The sequence below is a fragment of the Actibacterium sp. D185-2 genome, from assembly GCF_054954595.1.
The window spans coordinates 581,804-595,908 of the sequence record NZ_JBPWNX010000002.1; the positions used below are offsets into that span (position 1 = coordinate 581,804).

Sequence of the window (14,105 nt, forward strand, 5' to 3'; positions counted from 1 at the left end):
ATAAGAATTATTCGTCATCCACGCGGGCGCGGAAGGTCAGGTCGATCCGGCGCACATCGCCGTTCCGCACCCGCCGCGCCCGCGCCCGGTCAAAGCTCAGCCCGACCAGCGTGCCGCGCGACAGCACCAGCGGCGCGTCGTTCAGCGCATCCGAAACCGCTGCCGCCACCGCCTTGGCCTGGGCAAAGCCCGCGATGTTGCTGACCACGCTGATCGTGAAAATATGCAAGGCCCCGGCGCCGGTCTTGTCGGATCGGTCGCGCGCATCCTCGGGGCCGATGCTGACATAGGTCGCAGGCAGATCGCCCGGCGGCACCGCGTCATAGATCGCCCCCCCGACGATGGCCGCCAGCGCCGCATCCGCCACCAGCCGCTGATAGACCGCCGCCTGAAGGGCCGCCGCTGCGCCATAGCTCATGCCGCGCCCTCCTCTTCTGCGAAACAGGTCAGATAAGCCCCGCGCGCGTCGCGCTCGGTCACCGCCAGAATGCGGAAAATGCGCGCGCCCTCGCGGAACCGCTGCTCGGGCTTGGGGCGGAACATGACCCCCACCGGCGCACCGCGCACCGTGATCCGGTACGGGATCCGCGACAGCGTGGTGAACTCGCCCGCCCGCTCGCGCCCGGTGCCCGGTCTGACCTCGGCCCACAGCGTGCCCAGCGGCACCCAGGCGTCGGTATAGCCACCCGCGCCATCGGCCAGGCGCTGCGGCTGTTCCAGCACCAGACGGCGGGTCAGTTTCGGCAGCGCGCTCATGTCGCGCCCCCGCCCAGAATGCGCACCGTGCGCCAGCGCTCCAGCAAGGCCAGCACACCGAACGGCATCCCGCCCTCGCCGAACGCCGCCTCGGACCGGTGCTCGTAATAATGCGCGCCCAGCAACAGCACCGCCTGCGCCAGATCGGCCGGAACCGCATCCCACTCGGCACCAAATCCCGCCTCGAACCCGATCTCGGCACTGCCGCCCAACGGAATCACCGGCAGGGCCGCCCCACCGGCGGCCAGGCGCGGGCGGTGGGTGTCCTTTTCCAGCCGATAGGCCGCCGGGTCGACCACCACCGCGGCGTCCTGCCGGTCGATGATCTTCAGCTCAGACACCTGCGTCACTGGCGCCACCGGCAACGCCTGCCGGATGCCGTCGCGCCATGCCACCAGCGACCAGACGAACCCGCGCGTCAGCAGCACCTTGCCGGTGCGCGCCTCGATCGCGGACATCGCGGCGCGCAGCAGCGCCTCCAGCAGCGCGTCCTCGGCACCGTCATCGGCAAACCCCGTGCCCAGCCGCAAATGGTCTCTGAACTGGCTCACCGGCAGCGCCGCGGCGGGCACTGTGGTCTGCTCGATCAACATCATGTGCATCTCTCCACTTCGTCCCCCGGACTGGAAAATGGCGCGCGCCCCACGTTGCTCGGACGGAGGGAGCAGCTAGACAACGCAAGGGGAAACCCCGAAAGGCGCGCGCCGGACCGCCCCGTCAGGGGCGGCCCATCACGATGCCGGCCTTACGCCACCGCGAATTTCAGCAGCTTGATCGCGGCAAAGTCGCTGATATCGCCGCCCACGCGCTTGGTGGCATAGAACAGCACATGCGGCTTGGCGCTGAACGGATCGCGCAGCACCCGCAGATCAGGACGCTCGGCCACGGTATAGCCCGCCTGGAAATCGCCGAAGGCAATGGCGCAGGCGTCCGGCGCGATGTCGGGCATGTCCTCGGCGATCAGCACCGGATAGCCCAACAGGCGCGCGGGTTCCCCGGCGGCCAGACCGTCGGACCACAGAAAGCGGCCATCGGCATCCTTCATCTTGCGCACCACGCCCGCGGTCTTCGAATTCATCACGAAGGTCGCGTTGGCACGGTATTCGGCACCCAGCGCATAGACCACATCCAGAACCGCATCCGCCGGCGACACCGCGTCGAAATCGCCATCCGTGCCGGTGGCGATATAGCCAAGCGCGCCCCAGGCCCAGCTGGCATCGGGCACCTGGGTATGGGTCAGAATGCCGGTGGGCTTGTCCAGGCCGTCACCATTGACAAAGGCCGACGCCTCGGCCCGGGCGAAACGGTCGGCGATGCGGCCCGCCAGCCAGCCCTCGATATCGAACGCACTGTCATCCAGCAGGCGCTGGCTGGCCTTGGGCATGGCCGACAATTCGTGCAGCGGGATGCTGACACGCTCGATCTGCGGCGTTTCGGTCTCGGTCAGGGTGCCGGTCTCGGACGCCCAGCCCGAGCCGAACTCGCTGTGATCCACCAGCACATCGAACGAGGTCGCCTCGACATTGACCACCTGCGCGATCGAACGGATCGAGGCGGTGGATTTCAGCACGCTCTTGATGGTCTCGGCGGTCTGCGGATCGACCAGATAGCCGCCGTCGCCGGCCACGGCGGTGGACAGCGCCTTGCCTTCCAACTGCAGACCGCGCAGCGCGTCATCGTCGCCCGACCGCAGATAGGCCGCAAACGCCTTCTGGTGCGGCGCCTCCACCTCGGCAGAATTGGCAAGGGCGGGACGCCCGGTGATAAGGGATTTCCGATCCAGCATGGTCAGTCGCTCTTCCTGTTGTTTAAGCTTAGATTCAATGTTGCCCTGAAAGGCCCTGAAATCGCTCAGGAAACCCGAAAGGGCGGATTTCACCTGTTCCGCGGGGGCCGCGGATTTGGTTTCGGTCTTGCTCATGTCTCGATCCTGTCTGAGAAAGATGATCGCGCCGGGCTCAGTCGCCGGTCACCACGCGGCGGGCACCCTGAAAGGCCTCCGCCAACTCGCGCATCAGGGCCTCGGCGGGATCGTCCGCCTTGGCGCCCACCCGCGCATCGGGAAGCATCGGGAAGGTCACCAGCGACACCTCCCAAAGCTCCAGCTCCGACAGCAGGCGCCGTCCGCCCGCATCCTTTTCGGCCCGTTTGGTGCGATAGCCGATCGACAACCCGTCGATCGCGCCCGCCCCGATCAGCGCCGCCGCCTCGCGCCCCCTGGCCACATCGGTCAGCAACCGGCCCTTGACGTACAGGCCCTGCGCATCCTCGCGCACCTCGTCCCAGATCCCGATCGGCTGGGCCGGATCATGCTGCCACAGCATCTTGACCCGCCGCCCCGCCGCCGTCAGCGCCGTCAGCGATTTCGCATAGGCCCCGGCCTGCACCACATCGCCGCCCTGATCGGCCTTGCCGAACAGGCTGGCATAGCCCTCGACCAAGGTGCCGTCGGTGACCGTCAGCACGTTTTCGGTCCGGCAGAACTTGTGCTCCAGACCCATTCCCATTTCCAACATCGGCAAATCCCCTTTCACGGCGCAACCGTCAGAAGCGACGTCGCGCCCTGCGCCAAAATCACCGCCACAACCCCGTAAACCGCCAGCCACAGGCGTTTCTCCACCCGCTCCTGGCTGGCCTCGATCCGGCCCAGCCGGTATTCCAGCGCGGCCCAGCGTTCCTCTGCCACGCGCTCATTGGCGTCGATCCGGGCATGGGCGACCTCGAACGGGGCATAAAGGAACTTCGACCCGCTCCGCTCCGCCGCCGCACTCATGCGTCATCCGCCAGCTTCGGCAGCCCCAACAGCGCGCGCTTTTCCGCATCGGTCAGGAAGCTGGCCTCGCTGACGCGGCGCCACTGACCGTCGCGCTCTGCGGCCAGTGCGGGCAGCTGATCCAGATCGGGCTTCAGCTCGACCTGCTCCCCCGCGAAACGCGACAGGAAATCCGACACCGCCGCCGATACCCGCGTGGCCAACGGCACCACCGTCAGGCGGTAAAAGGCGCGGTTGGCCTCCTGGTAATTGGCATAGGTCGCATCGCCCGGAATACCCAACAGCATCGGCGGCACGCCAAAGGCCACCGCGATCTCGCGCGCCGCGGCCTCCTTGGTCTTCTGAAATTCCATGTCCGACGGCGAAAAGCCCATCGGCTTCCAGTCGAGCCCCCCCTCCAGCAGCATCGGCCGCCCGGCATTGGCCGCGCCCTGATGATAGCTGGCCATCTCGTCCTGCAACCGCTGATACTGTTCCTCGCTCAGCGCCGCCTGCCCGTCCGCACCGCGATAGATGATCGCCCCCGAAGGCCGCGCCGCGTTGTCCAACAGCGCCTTCGACCAGCGCGAGGCCGAATTGTGCACATCCAACGCCGTGGCCGCCGCCTGCATCGGGCTCAGCCCGTAATGGTCGTCCTGCGGATGAAAACTTTTGATATGACAGATCGGCGGCACCCCGGCGGCCATGTCGAACCGATGCTTGCGCCCGCCCACCGCATAGTCATAGGCGATCGGCCAACCGTCAGAACCGGGGATCAACGACATCCGGTCGGCGCGCAGCACATGCAGCTCCAGCGGCAACCCGGTCTCGCCGCCCACCGCCTCCAGATAGCCGTTGCCCGACAACAGCAACTGGCCATACAGCGCCTCGAACAGCTCGGCCCGGCCCTGTGCCTGATTGGGGCGGCGCATCAGGTCCAGCACCGGGTGCGCCTCATATCGCCGCTCGCGGTCCTGACAAACCAGCGGCAGCGCGGCGGCGGCCTCGGCGATCAGCTTGACCGACCGGAACCCCACCGGATTGCCCGTGAACCCGGTTTTGGTCAGCGACACCACATCGCGCGGGGTCCAGGCCACACGCCCGGCCCCGTGCCAGGCGACCACCGGCCCGGTCGCGCTTGCCTTTTTTTCGGGCGCCGCGGGGTCCGCGCGCCGGAACATGTTGAATACCATGTGCTGAAGCTCCTCAGTCATTGCCTATGCCGCTCCTCGGGCCTGACAGCCCTCTTCGCCGGCACCCGCGAAGAGCGCCCGAAGGGAACGATAAGCAGCCCCGTTCCGCCAAAGAGTTTTCATGCCTCCGGCGGGGATATTTCCGCGAAAAAGAAGCGCTAAAGCCCGCGCACCCGTGGCCTGCGCCAATGCGCCGCCGGCGCGATCATCAGCTCGTGCAGCGCCCAGACCAACGCATCGACCCGGTCGGGACTGCCCTGGCCCTGATAACCCTGCGCCGTCATCCGGCACATCTGATCCTCCAGCGCGCCCAGGCCGCGCAAATGCGCCACCCGCCCCTGCTCGTAAAGCGCGGCGACGGGTTCCGCCCGCGCCACCTTGCCCCTGGCCGCCCTTACCGCCCGGAACGGCACCAGCGGGTCGATCTGCCGGATCACGCTTTCGACCAGATCACCGCCCTGATTGACCTCGGCCACCAGCCGCTCGGCACCGTGTCGCTCCATCGCGGCAATCGCGGCGCCCGCCCAGGTGGTGGGCGATGCGGCAGCGACACTGGCATCTTCCAGCACCACCGCACGCCAGTCCTGCGGGTTGCCCTGAACCCGCGCGCCCACCACCAGAATACCGCATTCGTCCGACGTATTCGTGCCCGTCACCGGCGGGTCGATCGCTACCACGATCCGGTCCAGCGCGGGCGCCCGATCCAGCCGCACCGCCTCCAGCCCGGCCGAGGTCCACAGCGCGCCCTCGGCATCCTCCAACAGCACCCCGTCCAGTTCCTGCCGGCCCAGCCGCGTGCCGGCATAGCGCGCCCGCACCTCCTCCAGGAACGAGGCCGCCAGATAGGCGCGGTTCGCCTCGGTCGGGGCGTGGGTTTCCACCGTCGAGGGATTGGCCAGGATCGTTTTCAGCACCGGCACGTTCTTGGGTGTCGTGGTCACGCATTGCCGCGGCGCCGGGCCAAGCCGCAACCCGAATTGCAGCATGTCCCAGGCGTCTTCGGCCTTCTTCCACTTGGCCAACTCATCGACCCAGGCCGCATCGAATTGCGGCCCGCGCAGGCTTTCGGGCTCATGCGCCGAAAACAGCTGCGCCACCGCGCCGTTGGGCCAGACCAGCCGCTTGCGCGTGGCCTCCCATTTCGGGCGGCGGTCGGGCGGCGAACAAGCCAGAATGCCGCTTTCGCCGAACACCATCACCTCGCGCGCCTGCTCGATGGTTTCGCCCACCAGTGCCACCCGGCGCGACCGGCCCGGATCCATCGGTCGCGCACCTTCGACTTCGGCACGCACCCATTCGGCCCCGGCGCGGGTCTTGCCCGCACCGCGCCCGCCCAGGATCACCCAGGTCCGCCAGTCTCCGCCGGGCGGCAGCTGATGCGGCAGCGCCCAGAATTCGAACAGATAGGGCAGCGCCAACAGCGCGCCCTCACTCAGCCCCCCCAGAAACGCCTCCTGCTCCGCCTGCGGCGCGCAGGCGAGCCAGTCTGCGCCCGATCTCAGCCCGGGCATCTGCAAAGTCGAGGGCATAGTCATGGACAATGCCGGTGTCGGATCGGATACGCTTTTCAACTCTGGACCTTTCGTCAAACGCCGTCTGGGCCGCGCGGCCAAGATCGCTCAGCGCCCCTTTCAGCTCTTTCGCCCGGGCCGAACGGCCCGCGGTCACTTCCTCGATCAGATTGTGCAGCACCTCGATGGTGCGCAGGTAATGCTGCTCGGCCGCCGCAAGAACCGCCTGCGCCGCCGCATCGCCCCCGGTGGAAGAAATCAATGTCATATGGTCAAAGCCCGCCCTCTCATGCCATCCCGCACGAGAGAAATGAAAAAGCGGCGCCGGGGATGTCCCCGTGCCGCTTGCCCACTTCTTCTAGCTTGCCCGAAGGTATACTCCAGACCGTTCGCAAAGTCAATAAGTTTATTGTTAACAAATGGTTAACAGACCCCCATCCACCACCCCCGCATTCTTCTCGGCACAAATACTCCCGCCGGAAGCACACCCGAGCCGCCCCAGGGCGGCGAGACGAATAAAATGACCGCCCCCTTGGGGGCGGTCTCAATTCACTCGACAGCGCGTTCCGCCTCGATTGCCCGCCAGCGCGCCACATTGTCGTTATGCTCGGCCAGGGTCTCGGCAAAGGCATGGCCGCCGCTGCCATCGGCCACGAAATAGATATAATCGGTCTGCGCCGGGTTCAGTGCCGCCTCGATCGAGGCGCGGCCGGGATTGGCGATCGGCGTGGGCGGCAGCCCGTCGATGACATAGGTGTTATAAGGCGTCGCGCGCCGCAGCTCGCTTTGCCGCAAACCCCGGCCCAACGCGCCCTGCCCCTTGGTGATGCCGTATATCACCGTCGGATCGGTCTGCAGCCGGATACTCCGGTTCAGCCGGTTGACGAAGACGCTGGCCACCTGCGGGCGTTCCTCGGCCACGCCGGTTTCCTTCTCGACGATCGAGGCCAGCACCAGCGCCTGCTCGGGCGTCTCCAGCGGCAGGCCCTCGGCCCGGCTTTGCCACAGGTCGGCCAGAATCTGCGCCTGCGCCGCCTCCATTCGCGCGATCAGCGCGGCCCGGTCGGCACCGCGCGCCAGTTCGTAACTGTCGGGTGCCAGGCTGCCCTCTGCCGGCACCCCGGCGATCTCACCTGTCAGAAACTCGGCCTGGGTCAGCTCCTGCACCACCTGCCAGCTGGTCACACCCTCGGCCAGGGTCACACGATAGCGCACATCGGGCTGGGCGGTGACTTCGCCATAACCCTCGGGCACCTCGCCCGCGCCGGGATCGAAGGCCAGCACCTCGACATAGCGGTTGGTGGCCGGATCCAACTCGCGCACCTGCAACTCGGCGCTCAGGATGCCGATGCGGAAATTGACCTCGGTGCCGCAGGTCGAGCGGCCCGATGTGGTGATCTGATCAACGATCTGCGCCATCGGCGCGCCGGGCTGCACCAGATAGCTGCCCGCCTTCAGCAGCCCCGCCTTGTCGGTGTATTCGGCGCCGGCGCGGAAAATCTGGGCGTTGGAAATCGCGCCCTGCGCCTGCAGGTCCTGCGACACGCGGCGCATGTTCGATCCGCTTTCGACGCGCAGACAGATCGCCTCTTCCAACGGGCCAGGGCCGGTATATTGCCCCTTGCCCCAGATGATCACCCCGCCGGTCAGCAGCAACAGCACGACAAACAGCGTCAGCGCGTTCGAGGCCAGATTGCGCCACATATCAGATTACACCTTTCCGATCACAAGCGACGCATTGGTGCCGCCAAAGCCGAACGAGTTGGACAGCGCCACGCTGATCTCGCGCGGCTGCGCCTCGTTGGCGGCCAGGTTCAGCTTTGGTTCGACGGCCGGATTGTCCAGATTGATCGTGGGCGGCGCGATCTGATCGCGGATCGCCAGGATCGAAAAGATCGCCTCGACCGCGCCGGCCGCACCCAGCAAATGCCCGATCGAGGATTTGGTGGACGACATCGTCGCCTTGGCCGCCGCATTGCCCATCATCCGCTCGACCGCGCCCAGTTCGACCACATCGGCCATGGTCGAGGTGCCGTGAGCGTTGATGTAATCCACATCCCCGGGCGTCAGCCCGGCCCGTTTCAGCGCCGCGCGCATCGACCGCTCGCCACCTTCGCCATTCTCGCTGGGCGCGGTGATGTGATAGGCGTCGCCCGACAGGCCATAGCCCAGAATCTCGGCATAGATCTTGGCGCCGCGCGCTTTCGCGTGCTCGTATTCCTCCAGCACGACAACGCCCGCGCCCTCGCCCATGACAAAACCGTCCCGGTCGGCGTCATAGGGGCGGCTGGCCTTGGCCGGCTCATCCCCGCGCTTGGTGGACAGCGCCTTGCAGGCGTTGAACCCGGCAATCCCGATTTCGGAAATCGGACTTTCCGCGCCGCCGGCCAGCATCACGTCGGCATCGTCCCATTGGATCAGCCGGGCCGCATCGCCAATCGCATGGGCGCCCGTGGAACAGGCGGTCACAACCGCGTGGTTCGGCCCTTTGAAACCATAGCGGATCGACACCTGGCCAGAGATCAGGTTGATCAGCGCGCCGGGAATGAAGAACGGCGAAACCCGGCGCGGGCCGCGCTCCTTGATCAAAACGGCGGTGTTCGCGATCGAGTTCAGACCGCCAATGCCCGAACCGATCATCACCCCGGTGCGCTCGCGGCTTGCGGTATCCTCGGGCATCCAGCCCGAATCCCGCACCGCCTGATCGGCGGCGGCCATGCCGTAAAGGATGAAATCATCGACCTTGCGGCGCTCTTTGGGCTCCATCCAGTCATCGGGGTTGAAGGTCCCGCCGCTACCATCGCCGAACGGGATCTCGCAGGCGTATTTGGTGGTCACTTCGGATGCGTCGAACCGGGTGATCGGCCCGGCCCCCGACTGACCGGCCAGAAGGCGCGCCCAGGTTTGCTCTACTCCACACGCCAGCGGGGAAACCATTCCCAGCCCTGTGACAACCACTCGCCGCATCTGCGCCCCCACTATTTGCCGACATATTTGCCGGGTGATATAACGGCAGGCGTCGCCAGGCCACAAGCCCCAACACCGCTTGCCCCCCTGTCATCGCGTTGCACCCGCAGCCCCATCCCGCTTAGAAAGCGGCAAAAAACAAAGGGGAACCTGCCTTCGATGCCCGTCACTGCCTTTCACACTGCCCTTCTAACCGGCACGAACCTGAACGATCCCGTGTTCGATCAGCCACCGGGTCGCCCGGCCGCCGGCAAGAAGCTGCTGCTTTGTGCGCCGCCGCGTTCTGCCTCAACCACTCTGGCCCGCGCCCTTGCACTGGCCGGGCTCGGGATCCCCGAAGAATATTTCAACCGCGACCACATACCTTTGTTTTCGGAACGCTGGCAGGTACCCACGCCGACCGGCCCGGATGACGTCGCACCCTATATGGCGGCCGCTATGGACCGGCGCAGCCGCAACGGGGTATTCGCCTCGAAACTTCAGTTCTGGCAGTTCCGCGAGTTCCTAACCGGGGATGCCGGCAAAGAGCTGTTCGAAGGCGCCACCGTGCTGTTCCTGCTGCGCGAAAACCTGACCGCGCAGGCCATCTCCTTCGCGATGGCGATGCAGACCCGGAACTGGAACGACGACATCGCGCAGGAAACCGACGAAGACACCGCACAACCGCCTGGTATCGAAAACCTGAAGGCGGCACAGGGCGCGATCATCAACGAATTGTCCGGCTGGAACCGGTTTTTCATGCTGTCAGGGATTCACCCGCTGATCCTGACCGACCGACAGGTCGCCGAGGACCTGCCCGGCACCATAACCCAAATCGCCGGCAAGGTCGGTGTCACACCCGATCTTGATGCGGTGCAGGCCTTCACCCGGACCACCGCCGGCTATCGCACCCACCGGGCTGAGAAAAAGATGTTGATGCAGCTGCACCAGACCGAATTCGCCGCGTCCGCCTTCGACGCAGACAGCTACCGCCCGCCAAGCGCTCCGAAAAAGAAGAAACCCAAGGGGATCGCGCAACTGGTCGCGTTTCTGCCCGGCACGAAAAAACCGGCCCCCCGTTAGCGCGGGGCCGGTTGAATTTATTCTGCTACGGCGGCACCTGCCGCCGGGCAGAGATCAGGAAGCTTCGGTAATGAACTTCACCGCGTCGCCAAAGGTCTGAATGGTCTCGGCGGCGTCATCGGGGATCTCGATGCCGAACTCTTCCTCGAAGGCCATGACCAGTTCGACGGTGTCCAGGCTGTCAGCGCCCAGGTCGTCGATGAAAGAGGCGCTTTCGGTGACCTTGTCTTCTTCCACACCCAGGTGCTCGACAACGATCTTTTTAACGCGATCTGCGATGTCGCTCATATCATTTCCTCATTGATCTCGGGCTTCGGCCCGTTTCTTGCAGTTGGTCCCTTGTCGGACCGCCCCATAGCCGACGCCCAAGGGCACCGACCGCTAATTCTGCGCCGCTATAGCATATCGAAACCATAAGGCAAACGCTTTCGCGGCATCGCCCCCGACGGCTTAGATCATGCTCATGCCGCCATTCACATGCAGCGTGGCACCGGTGACATAGGCCGCCTCTTCGCTGCCCAGATAGGCCACCGCGGCGCCGATTTCTTCGGGCTCGCCCATGCGGCCCGAGGGAATCGTCGACAGGATCTTGCCCTTCTGGTCATCGGTCAGTTCTGCGGTCATCGCCGTGGTGATGAAACCCGGCGCCACGCAGTTCACCGTGATGCCCCGTGTCGCCACTTCGGCGGCCAGCGATTTCGACATAGCCACCAGCCCTGCCTTGGCGGCGGCATAGTTGGCCTGGCCGGGGTTGCCGGTGCTGCCCACCACCGAGGTGATGTTGATGATCCGGCCCCAGCGCGCCTTCATCATGCCGCGCACGGCGGCCTTGCTCAGCCGCATCGCCGCCGTCAGGTTGACGTCCAGAACCGCCTGCCAGTCCTCCTCGGACATGCGCATGAACAGGTTGTCGCGGGTGATCCCGGCATTGTTGACCAGAATATCAAGCGACCCCATCGCCGCAGCGGCCTGTTTCGGCAGTTCGGCCAGCGCGGCCCCGTCGCCCAGATTGCAAGGCAGCACATGCGCGCGTTCGCCCAGATCGACGGCCAGCGCCTCCAGCGGCGCGGTACGGGTGCCCGACAGGCCCACCGTCGCCCCCTGCGCATGCAGTGCCCGGGCAATCGCCCCGCCGATCCCCCCGGATGCACCTGTGATCAGCGCTGTTTTGCCTGTCAAATCAAACATATCGACCTCTTATTTGACTGTTTCGGCCAGCGCGAGGCTTTCGGCTGCGGCCTTCGCCTCGTCCGGCGTTCCGATCGCCCGACTGGTGGCGGATCGGTCGATCCGCCGGATCATCCCCGACAGCGCCTTGCCCGCGCCGATTTCCCAGAATTCCGTGACACCCTGGCCGGTCATCCACAGCACGGATTCACGCCAGCGCACCGACCCGGTCACCTGATCCACCAGCAGCGCGCGGATCGTGCCCGGCTGGCTGACGCCACGCCCCAGAACATTGGCCACCAGCGGCACTTTGGGTTCGTCGATCGCGGCATGGCTCAGCGCCTCGGCCATCACCCGCGCCGCCGGTTCCATCAGTTTGCAGTGGAACGGGGCCGAAACCGGCAGCATCACCGCCCGTTTCGCACCCGCCTCGCGCGCCAGTTCGACCGCATGCTGTACCGCCTCGGCATGGCCGGACACCACCACCTGCATCGGATCGTTGTCATTGGCCGCCTGACACACCTTGTGGGTATCCTGCGCGGCCCGCTGCGCCAGCTTGTCGGCGGTGGCGAAATCCAGCCCCAGCAGCGCCGCCATCGCGCCGACGCCGACCGGCACGGCCTCCTGCATGGCGCGGCCCCGGATACGCAGCAAGCGCGCCGCATCGGCCACGCTCAGCGCGCCTGCGGCCGCCAGTGCCGAATATTCGCCCAGGGAATGGCCCGCGACATAGGCGGCGGCATCAATGGTCACGCCCTCGGCCTCCAGCGCGCGCATCGCGGCCAGCGAGGTTGCCATCAGCGCCGGCTGGGTGTTGTGGGTCAGGGTCAGCGTCTCGTCGTCGCCCTCCCAGATCAGCGTGCTCAGCTTTTCGCCCAGGGCCTCGTCCACCTCGTCGAACACGGCTTTCGCGCCCGGATAGGCCTCTGCAAGGGCCTTGCCCATTCCGACGGTCTGCGCCCCCTGGCCCGGAAATACGAATGCTCGGCTCATGCCGCCCCTCCTCTTGACATTTTGCCACCGTCTAAACGGTCGCCCCTCTGTTCACAAGAGCCCCACCAAGCGCAAAATGCGGTCTGCGTGCCGCATTTGCAGGCATATCAGCGCAGCGGAGGCCGGGCACGGGGCGCGATCAACGGCTCTGCCCCTTGGAACCGCTGCCCCAGTCGCCCTTATCATTGGGATTTTCCCCGGCACGGCCCACATCCTTGTCATTGCCCGGATTGCCGGTGCCGCCACTCGTGCCGCTGCCCCCGTCCTTTCCGCCACTACCATTCTTCCCGTTGTTGCCCTTCGTCCCGTCATCACCGCCGCCAGCGGCGCTGTCCGAGGCCGCACTATCCTCCCCCCCGGTATCGCCATCCGCTTCGCCCGAACCATCACCGCCCCCACCGGCGCCGAACGTCCCGCTCGCACCGGCAAGAACCTCCATACTGCCAAGTTCGCTGGCCACCGCCGTCGACAGCCCTTCGGCCCCCAACCGGACCGACCCCGCCACGGCGAAGCCAAGCGACACGGCGACGGCGGTCAGGACGACGTAATCGGCGGTGACCGCACCGTTTTCGGACCTCAGAAAGGTCACGATCCGGTTGAACTTCCGCGATTTCTGACGCTGGCGCATCACTGTTCCTCACATTGCCCTTCTGGTCACTCCGGTGAGTGCAACCAAGGGTATATATGAATTGCGACATTTTGCTGGCAGCCATGCGATCAGCGCAACGCCCTGGATCAACGCGCTGTGTCGAGGCGGGCCAGAAAGTCCGGCGCGCTGCGGTCCTCGACCTCGTCCGCCTCAATATTGGCGACGTTGCGGCGCACGCGCGCGGCATGGCGGGCGGCGGCCACCGTCTGGTTCGAGCCGCGGGCGATCTTGGCCGCCAGCTCCTCCTCCGAACGGGTGTAATAGTGGTTCAACTGAATATGATCGGCCGAATAGAAGGCACGCCCGGTGCGGTCCTTCAACGCGAAGCGTTCGCCGCGGTCGTTGCAGGTGACCGCCCGGCCGTCCACCTCATAGCTGTGCACCTTGACCGAGGTCACATGGCACGGATCCACGATCGTCTTGAAATTGGTCACGCCGCGCGCCCCGCTCATCGGGTCGGCGGCGCGGCGCAGATAGGTCTGCACGATGCCACCTTCCGGCGGGGTCAGGTGCCCATTGCGCCCAAAATTATGCCACGGCAACGAGATCGAGGTGCAGTCCGTCAGATGCATCAGCGCCTGCGGCAGGCTGCCCGCCTGTTTGGGCACCAGAAACTCGTCGGCGTCGATACAGGCCATCCAGCGAAAGCGCGGCCCGAAATTGCGGATCGCATGGGCATAGGCCAGCACCTGATTGTGGATCTCGCGCCCGGTCAGCCCGTCACGCAGTTTCTGGTTCCAGGGCATCACCGTCAGCCGCGCCCCCGCCACGCGGCGCAGCACCGCGATGGTGTCGTCGGTACAGCCATTGTCATAGGCCACGATATGCGCCACCCCGGCGCGCAGATGAAACGCCGCCCATTCGCCGATATGGCGCGCCTCGTTGCGCACGATCAGCGCCAGCGTCAGCCCGCCCCGATCCGGCAGCGGCGCCGGCGGGGTCAACAGCAGCCGGGTCACCGGCTTTCTGGAAATCAGCGCGCCCAGCATGGTTGTTCCCTCTTGCCCATGCCCGTTGCTTAGCGCCAGACGGCGCGACAATCCAGCGGCGCGCAA

At 66.2% G+C, this 14,105-nt stretch carries 17 protein-coding genes; 1 reads left to right on the forward strand and 16 read right to left on the reverse strand.

Features of this window, described 5'->3' with window-relative positions; all coding sequences use genetic code 11:
• Positions 1-7: 7 nt before the first annotated feature.
• From ACSR1C_RS06370 to fabF, 11 genes are all read right to left on the reverse strand, one after another.
• Positions 8-418, reverse strand: a complete 411-nt coding sequence (locus ACSR1C_RS06370) for a DUF3168 domain-containing protein (protein WP_460258499.1) — start codon at positions 416-418, stop codon at positions 8-10.
• Entirely contained in the window at positions 415-756 is a 342-nt protein-coding gene (locus tag ACSR1C_RS06375) for a head-tail adaptor protein (protein ID WP_460258500.1), read from the reverse strand. The genes ACSR1C_RS06370 and ACSR1C_RS06375 overlap by 4 nt, the downstream gene beginning before the upstream one ends.
• On the reverse strand, positions 753-1,352 hold the full coding sequence (locus ACSR1C_RS06380) for a head-tail connector protein (RefSeq protein ID WP_460258501.1): 600 nt from the start codon (positions 1,350-1,352) through the stop codon (positions 753-755). Before ACSR1C_RS06380 ends, ACSR1C_RS06375 begins: the two co-directional genes overlap by 4 nt.
• Before the next feature lie 149 nt (positions 1,353-1,501).
• Positions 1,502-2,677 carry a phage major capsid protein gene (locus ACSR1C_RS06385; protein WP_460258502.1) on the reverse strand — a complete coding sequence of 392 codons (1,176 nt, stop codon included), beginning with the start codon at positions 2,675-2,677 and terminating at the stop codon, positions 1,502-1,504.
• A 37-nt stretch (positions 2,678-2,714) separates the two neighbouring features.
• The gene (locus tag ACSR1C_RS06390) at positions 2,715-3,257 is read right to left on the reverse strand and encodes an HK97 family phage prohead protease (protein ID WP_460258581.1); all 543 of its coding nucleotides are present in this window, start codon (positions 3,255-3,257) and stop codon (positions 2,715-2,717) included.
• A 29-nt stretch (positions 3,258-3,286) separates the two neighbouring features.
• Positions 3,287-3,529 carry a GTA head formation protein, RCAP_rcc01685 family gene (locus ACSR1C_RS06395; protein ID WP_460258503.1) on the reverse strand — a complete coding sequence of 81 codons (243 nt, stop codon included), beginning with the start codon at positions 3,527-3,529 and terminating at the stop codon, positions 3,287-3,289.
• A complete protein-coding gene (locus tag ACSR1C_RS06400) occupies positions 3,526-4,701 on the reverse strand; it encodes a phage portal protein (protein WP_460258582.1) in 1,176 nt (391 codons plus the stop codon). Before ACSR1C_RS06400 ends, ACSR1C_RS06395 begins: the two co-directional genes overlap by 4 nt.
• Positions 4,702-4,859: 158 nt before the next feature.
• Positions 4,860-6,212 (reverse strand): DNA-packaging protein, encoded by a 1,353-nt coding sequence (locus ACSR1C_RS06405; protein WP_460258504.1) that lies wholly within the window; start codon positions 6,210-6,212, stop codon positions 4,860-4,862.
• Positions 6,130-6,480: a hypothetical protein gene (locus tag ACSR1C_RS06410; RefSeq protein WP_460258505.1), complete on the reverse strand. Its 351-nt coding sequence runs from the start codon at positions 6,478-6,480 to the stop codon at positions 6,130-6,132. The genes ACSR1C_RS06405 and ACSR1C_RS06410 overlap by 83 nt, the downstream gene beginning before the upstream one ends.
• A 281-nt stretch (positions 6,481-6,761) precedes the next feature.
• Positions 6,762-7,916, reverse strand: coding sequence for an endolytic transglycosylase MltG (mltG, locus tag ACSR1C_RS06415; RefSeq protein WP_460258506.1), 1,155 nt, complete (start codon positions 7,914-7,916; stop codon positions 6,762-6,764).
• Positions 7,917-7,922: 6 nt separating this feature from the next.
• Positions 7,923-9,179, reverse strand: a complete 1,257-nt coding sequence (gene fabF / locus ACSR1C_RS06420) for a beta-ketoacyl-ACP synthase II (RefSeq protein ID WP_460258507.1) — start codon at positions 9,177-9,179, stop codon at positions 7,923-7,925.
• Between the two features lie 159 nt (positions 9,180-9,338).
• Here fabF and ACSR1C_RS06425 point away from each other — a divergent pair, with 159 nt between their 5' ends.
• Positions 9,339-10,241: a Stf0 family sulfotransferase gene (locus ACSR1C_RS06425; RefSeq protein WP_460258508.1), complete on the forward strand. Its 903-nt coding sequence runs from the start codon at positions 9,339-9,341 to the stop codon at positions 10,239-10,241.
• Between the two features lie 54 nt (positions 10,242-10,295).
• On the opposite strand, the gene ACSR1C_RS06430 is transcribed toward ACSR1C_RS06425, so the two are convergent.
• From ACSR1C_RS06430 to ACSR1C_RS06450, 5 genes are all read right to left on the reverse strand, one after another.
• On the reverse strand, positions 10,296-10,529 hold the full coding sequence (locus ACSR1C_RS06430) for an acyl carrier protein (protein ID WP_104007923.1): 234 nt from the start codon (positions 10,527-10,529) through the stop codon (positions 10,296-10,298).
• Positions 10,530-10,691: 162 nt separating this feature from the next.
• A complete protein-coding gene (fabG, locus tag ACSR1C_RS06435; RefSeq protein WP_460258509.1) occupies positions 10,692-11,429 on the reverse strand; it encodes a 3-oxoacyl-[acyl-carrier-protein] reductase in 738 nt (245 codons plus the stop codon).
• Positions 11,430-11,438: 9 nt separating this feature from the next.
• Positions 11,439-12,401 (reverse strand): ACP S-malonyltransferase, encoded by a 963-nt coding sequence (gene fabD, locus ACSR1C_RS06440; protein WP_460258510.1) that lies wholly within the window; start codon positions 12,399-12,401, stop codon positions 11,439-11,441.
• Positions 12,402-12,540: 139 nt separating this feature from the next.
• Entirely contained in the window at positions 12,541-13,029 is a 489-nt protein-coding gene (locus tag ACSR1C_RS06445) for a hypothetical protein (protein ID WP_460258511.1), read from the reverse strand.
• 107 nt (positions 13,030-13,136) lie between these two features.
• The gene (locus ACSR1C_RS06450; protein WP_460258512.1) at positions 13,137-14,039 is read right to left on the reverse strand and encodes a glycosyltransferase family 92 protein; all 903 of its coding nucleotides are present in this window, start codon (positions 14,037-14,039) and stop codon (positions 13,137-13,139) included.
• Positions 14,040-14,105: the final 66 nt, after the last annotated feature.

What these genes read in the sequence shown, in the direction of transcription:
- ACSR1C_RS06370 (WP_460258499.1), bottom strand. Translation starts at nt 418, where the DNA reads ATGAGCTATGGCGCAGCGGCGGCCCTTCAGGCGGCGGTCTATCAGCGG.
- ACSR1C_RS06375 (WP_460258500.1), bottom strand. Translation starts at nt 756, where the DNA reads ATGAGCGCGCTGCCGAAACTGACCCGCCGTCTGGTGCTGGAACAGCCG.
- ACSR1C_RS06380 (WP_460258501.1), bottom strand. Translation starts at nt 1,352, where the DNA reads ATGATGTTGATCGAGCAGACCACAGTGCCCGCCGCGGCGCTGCCGGTG.
- ACSR1C_RS06385 (WP_460258502.1), bottom strand. Translation starts at nt 2,677, where the DNA reads ATGAGCAAGACCGAAACCAAATCCGCGGCCCCCGCGGAACAGGTGAAA.
- ACSR1C_RS06390 (WP_460258581.1), bottom strand. Translation starts at nt 3,257, where the DNA reads ATGGGTCTGGAGCACAAGTTCTGCCGGACCGAAAACGTGCTGACGGTC.
- ACSR1C_RS06395 (WP_460258503.1), bottom strand. Translation starts at nt 3,529, where the DNA reads ATGAGTGCGGCGGCGGAGCGGAGCGGGTCGAAGTTCCTTTATGCCCCG.
- ACSR1C_RS06400 (WP_460258582.1), bottom strand. Translation starts at nt 4,701, where the DNA reads ATGGTATTCAACATGTTCCGGCGCGCGGACCCCGCGGCGCCCGAAAAA.
- ACSR1C_RS06405 (WP_460258504.1), bottom strand. Translation starts at nt 6,212, where the DNA reads ATGCCCGGGCTGAGATCGGGCGCAGACTGGCTCGCCTGCGCGCCGCAG.
- ACSR1C_RS06410 (WP_460258505.1), bottom strand. Translation starts at nt 6,480, where the DNA reads ATGACATTGATTTCTTCCACCGGGGGCGATGCGGCGGCGCAGGCGGTT.
- mltG (WP_460258506.1), bottom strand. Translation starts at nt 7,916, where the DNA reads ATGTGGCGCAATCTGGCCTCGAACGCGCTGACGCTGTTTGTCGTGCTG.
- fabF (WP_460258507.1), bottom strand. Translation starts at nt 9,179, where the DNA reads ATGCGGCGAGTGGTTGTCACAGGGCTGGGAATGGTTTCCCCGCTGGCG.
- ACSR1C_RS06425 (WP_460258508.1), top strand. Translation starts at nt 9,339, where the DNA reads ATGCCCGTCACTGCCTTTCACACTGCCCTTCTAACCGGCACGAACCTG.
- ACSR1C_RS06430 (WP_104007923.1), bottom strand. Translation starts at nt 10,529, where the DNA reads ATGAGCGACATCGCAGATCGCGTTAAAAAGATCGTTGTCGAGCACCTG.
- fabG (WP_460258509.1), bottom strand. Translation starts at nt 11,429, where the DNA reads ATGTTTGATTTGACAGGCAAAACAGCGCTGATCACAGGTGCATCCGGG.
- fabD (WP_460258510.1), bottom strand. Translation starts at nt 12,401, where the DNA reads ATGAGCCGAGCATTCGTATTTCCGGGCCAGGGGGCGCAGACCGTCGGA.
- ACSR1C_RS06445 (WP_460258511.1), bottom strand. Translation starts at nt 13,029, where the DNA reads ATGCGCCAGCGTCAGAAATCGCGGAAGTTCAACCGGATCGTGACCTTT.
- ACSR1C_RS06450 (WP_460258512.1), bottom strand. Translation starts at nt 14,039, where the DNA reads ATGCTGGGCGCGCTGATTTCCAGAAAGCCGGTGACCCGGCTGCTGTTG.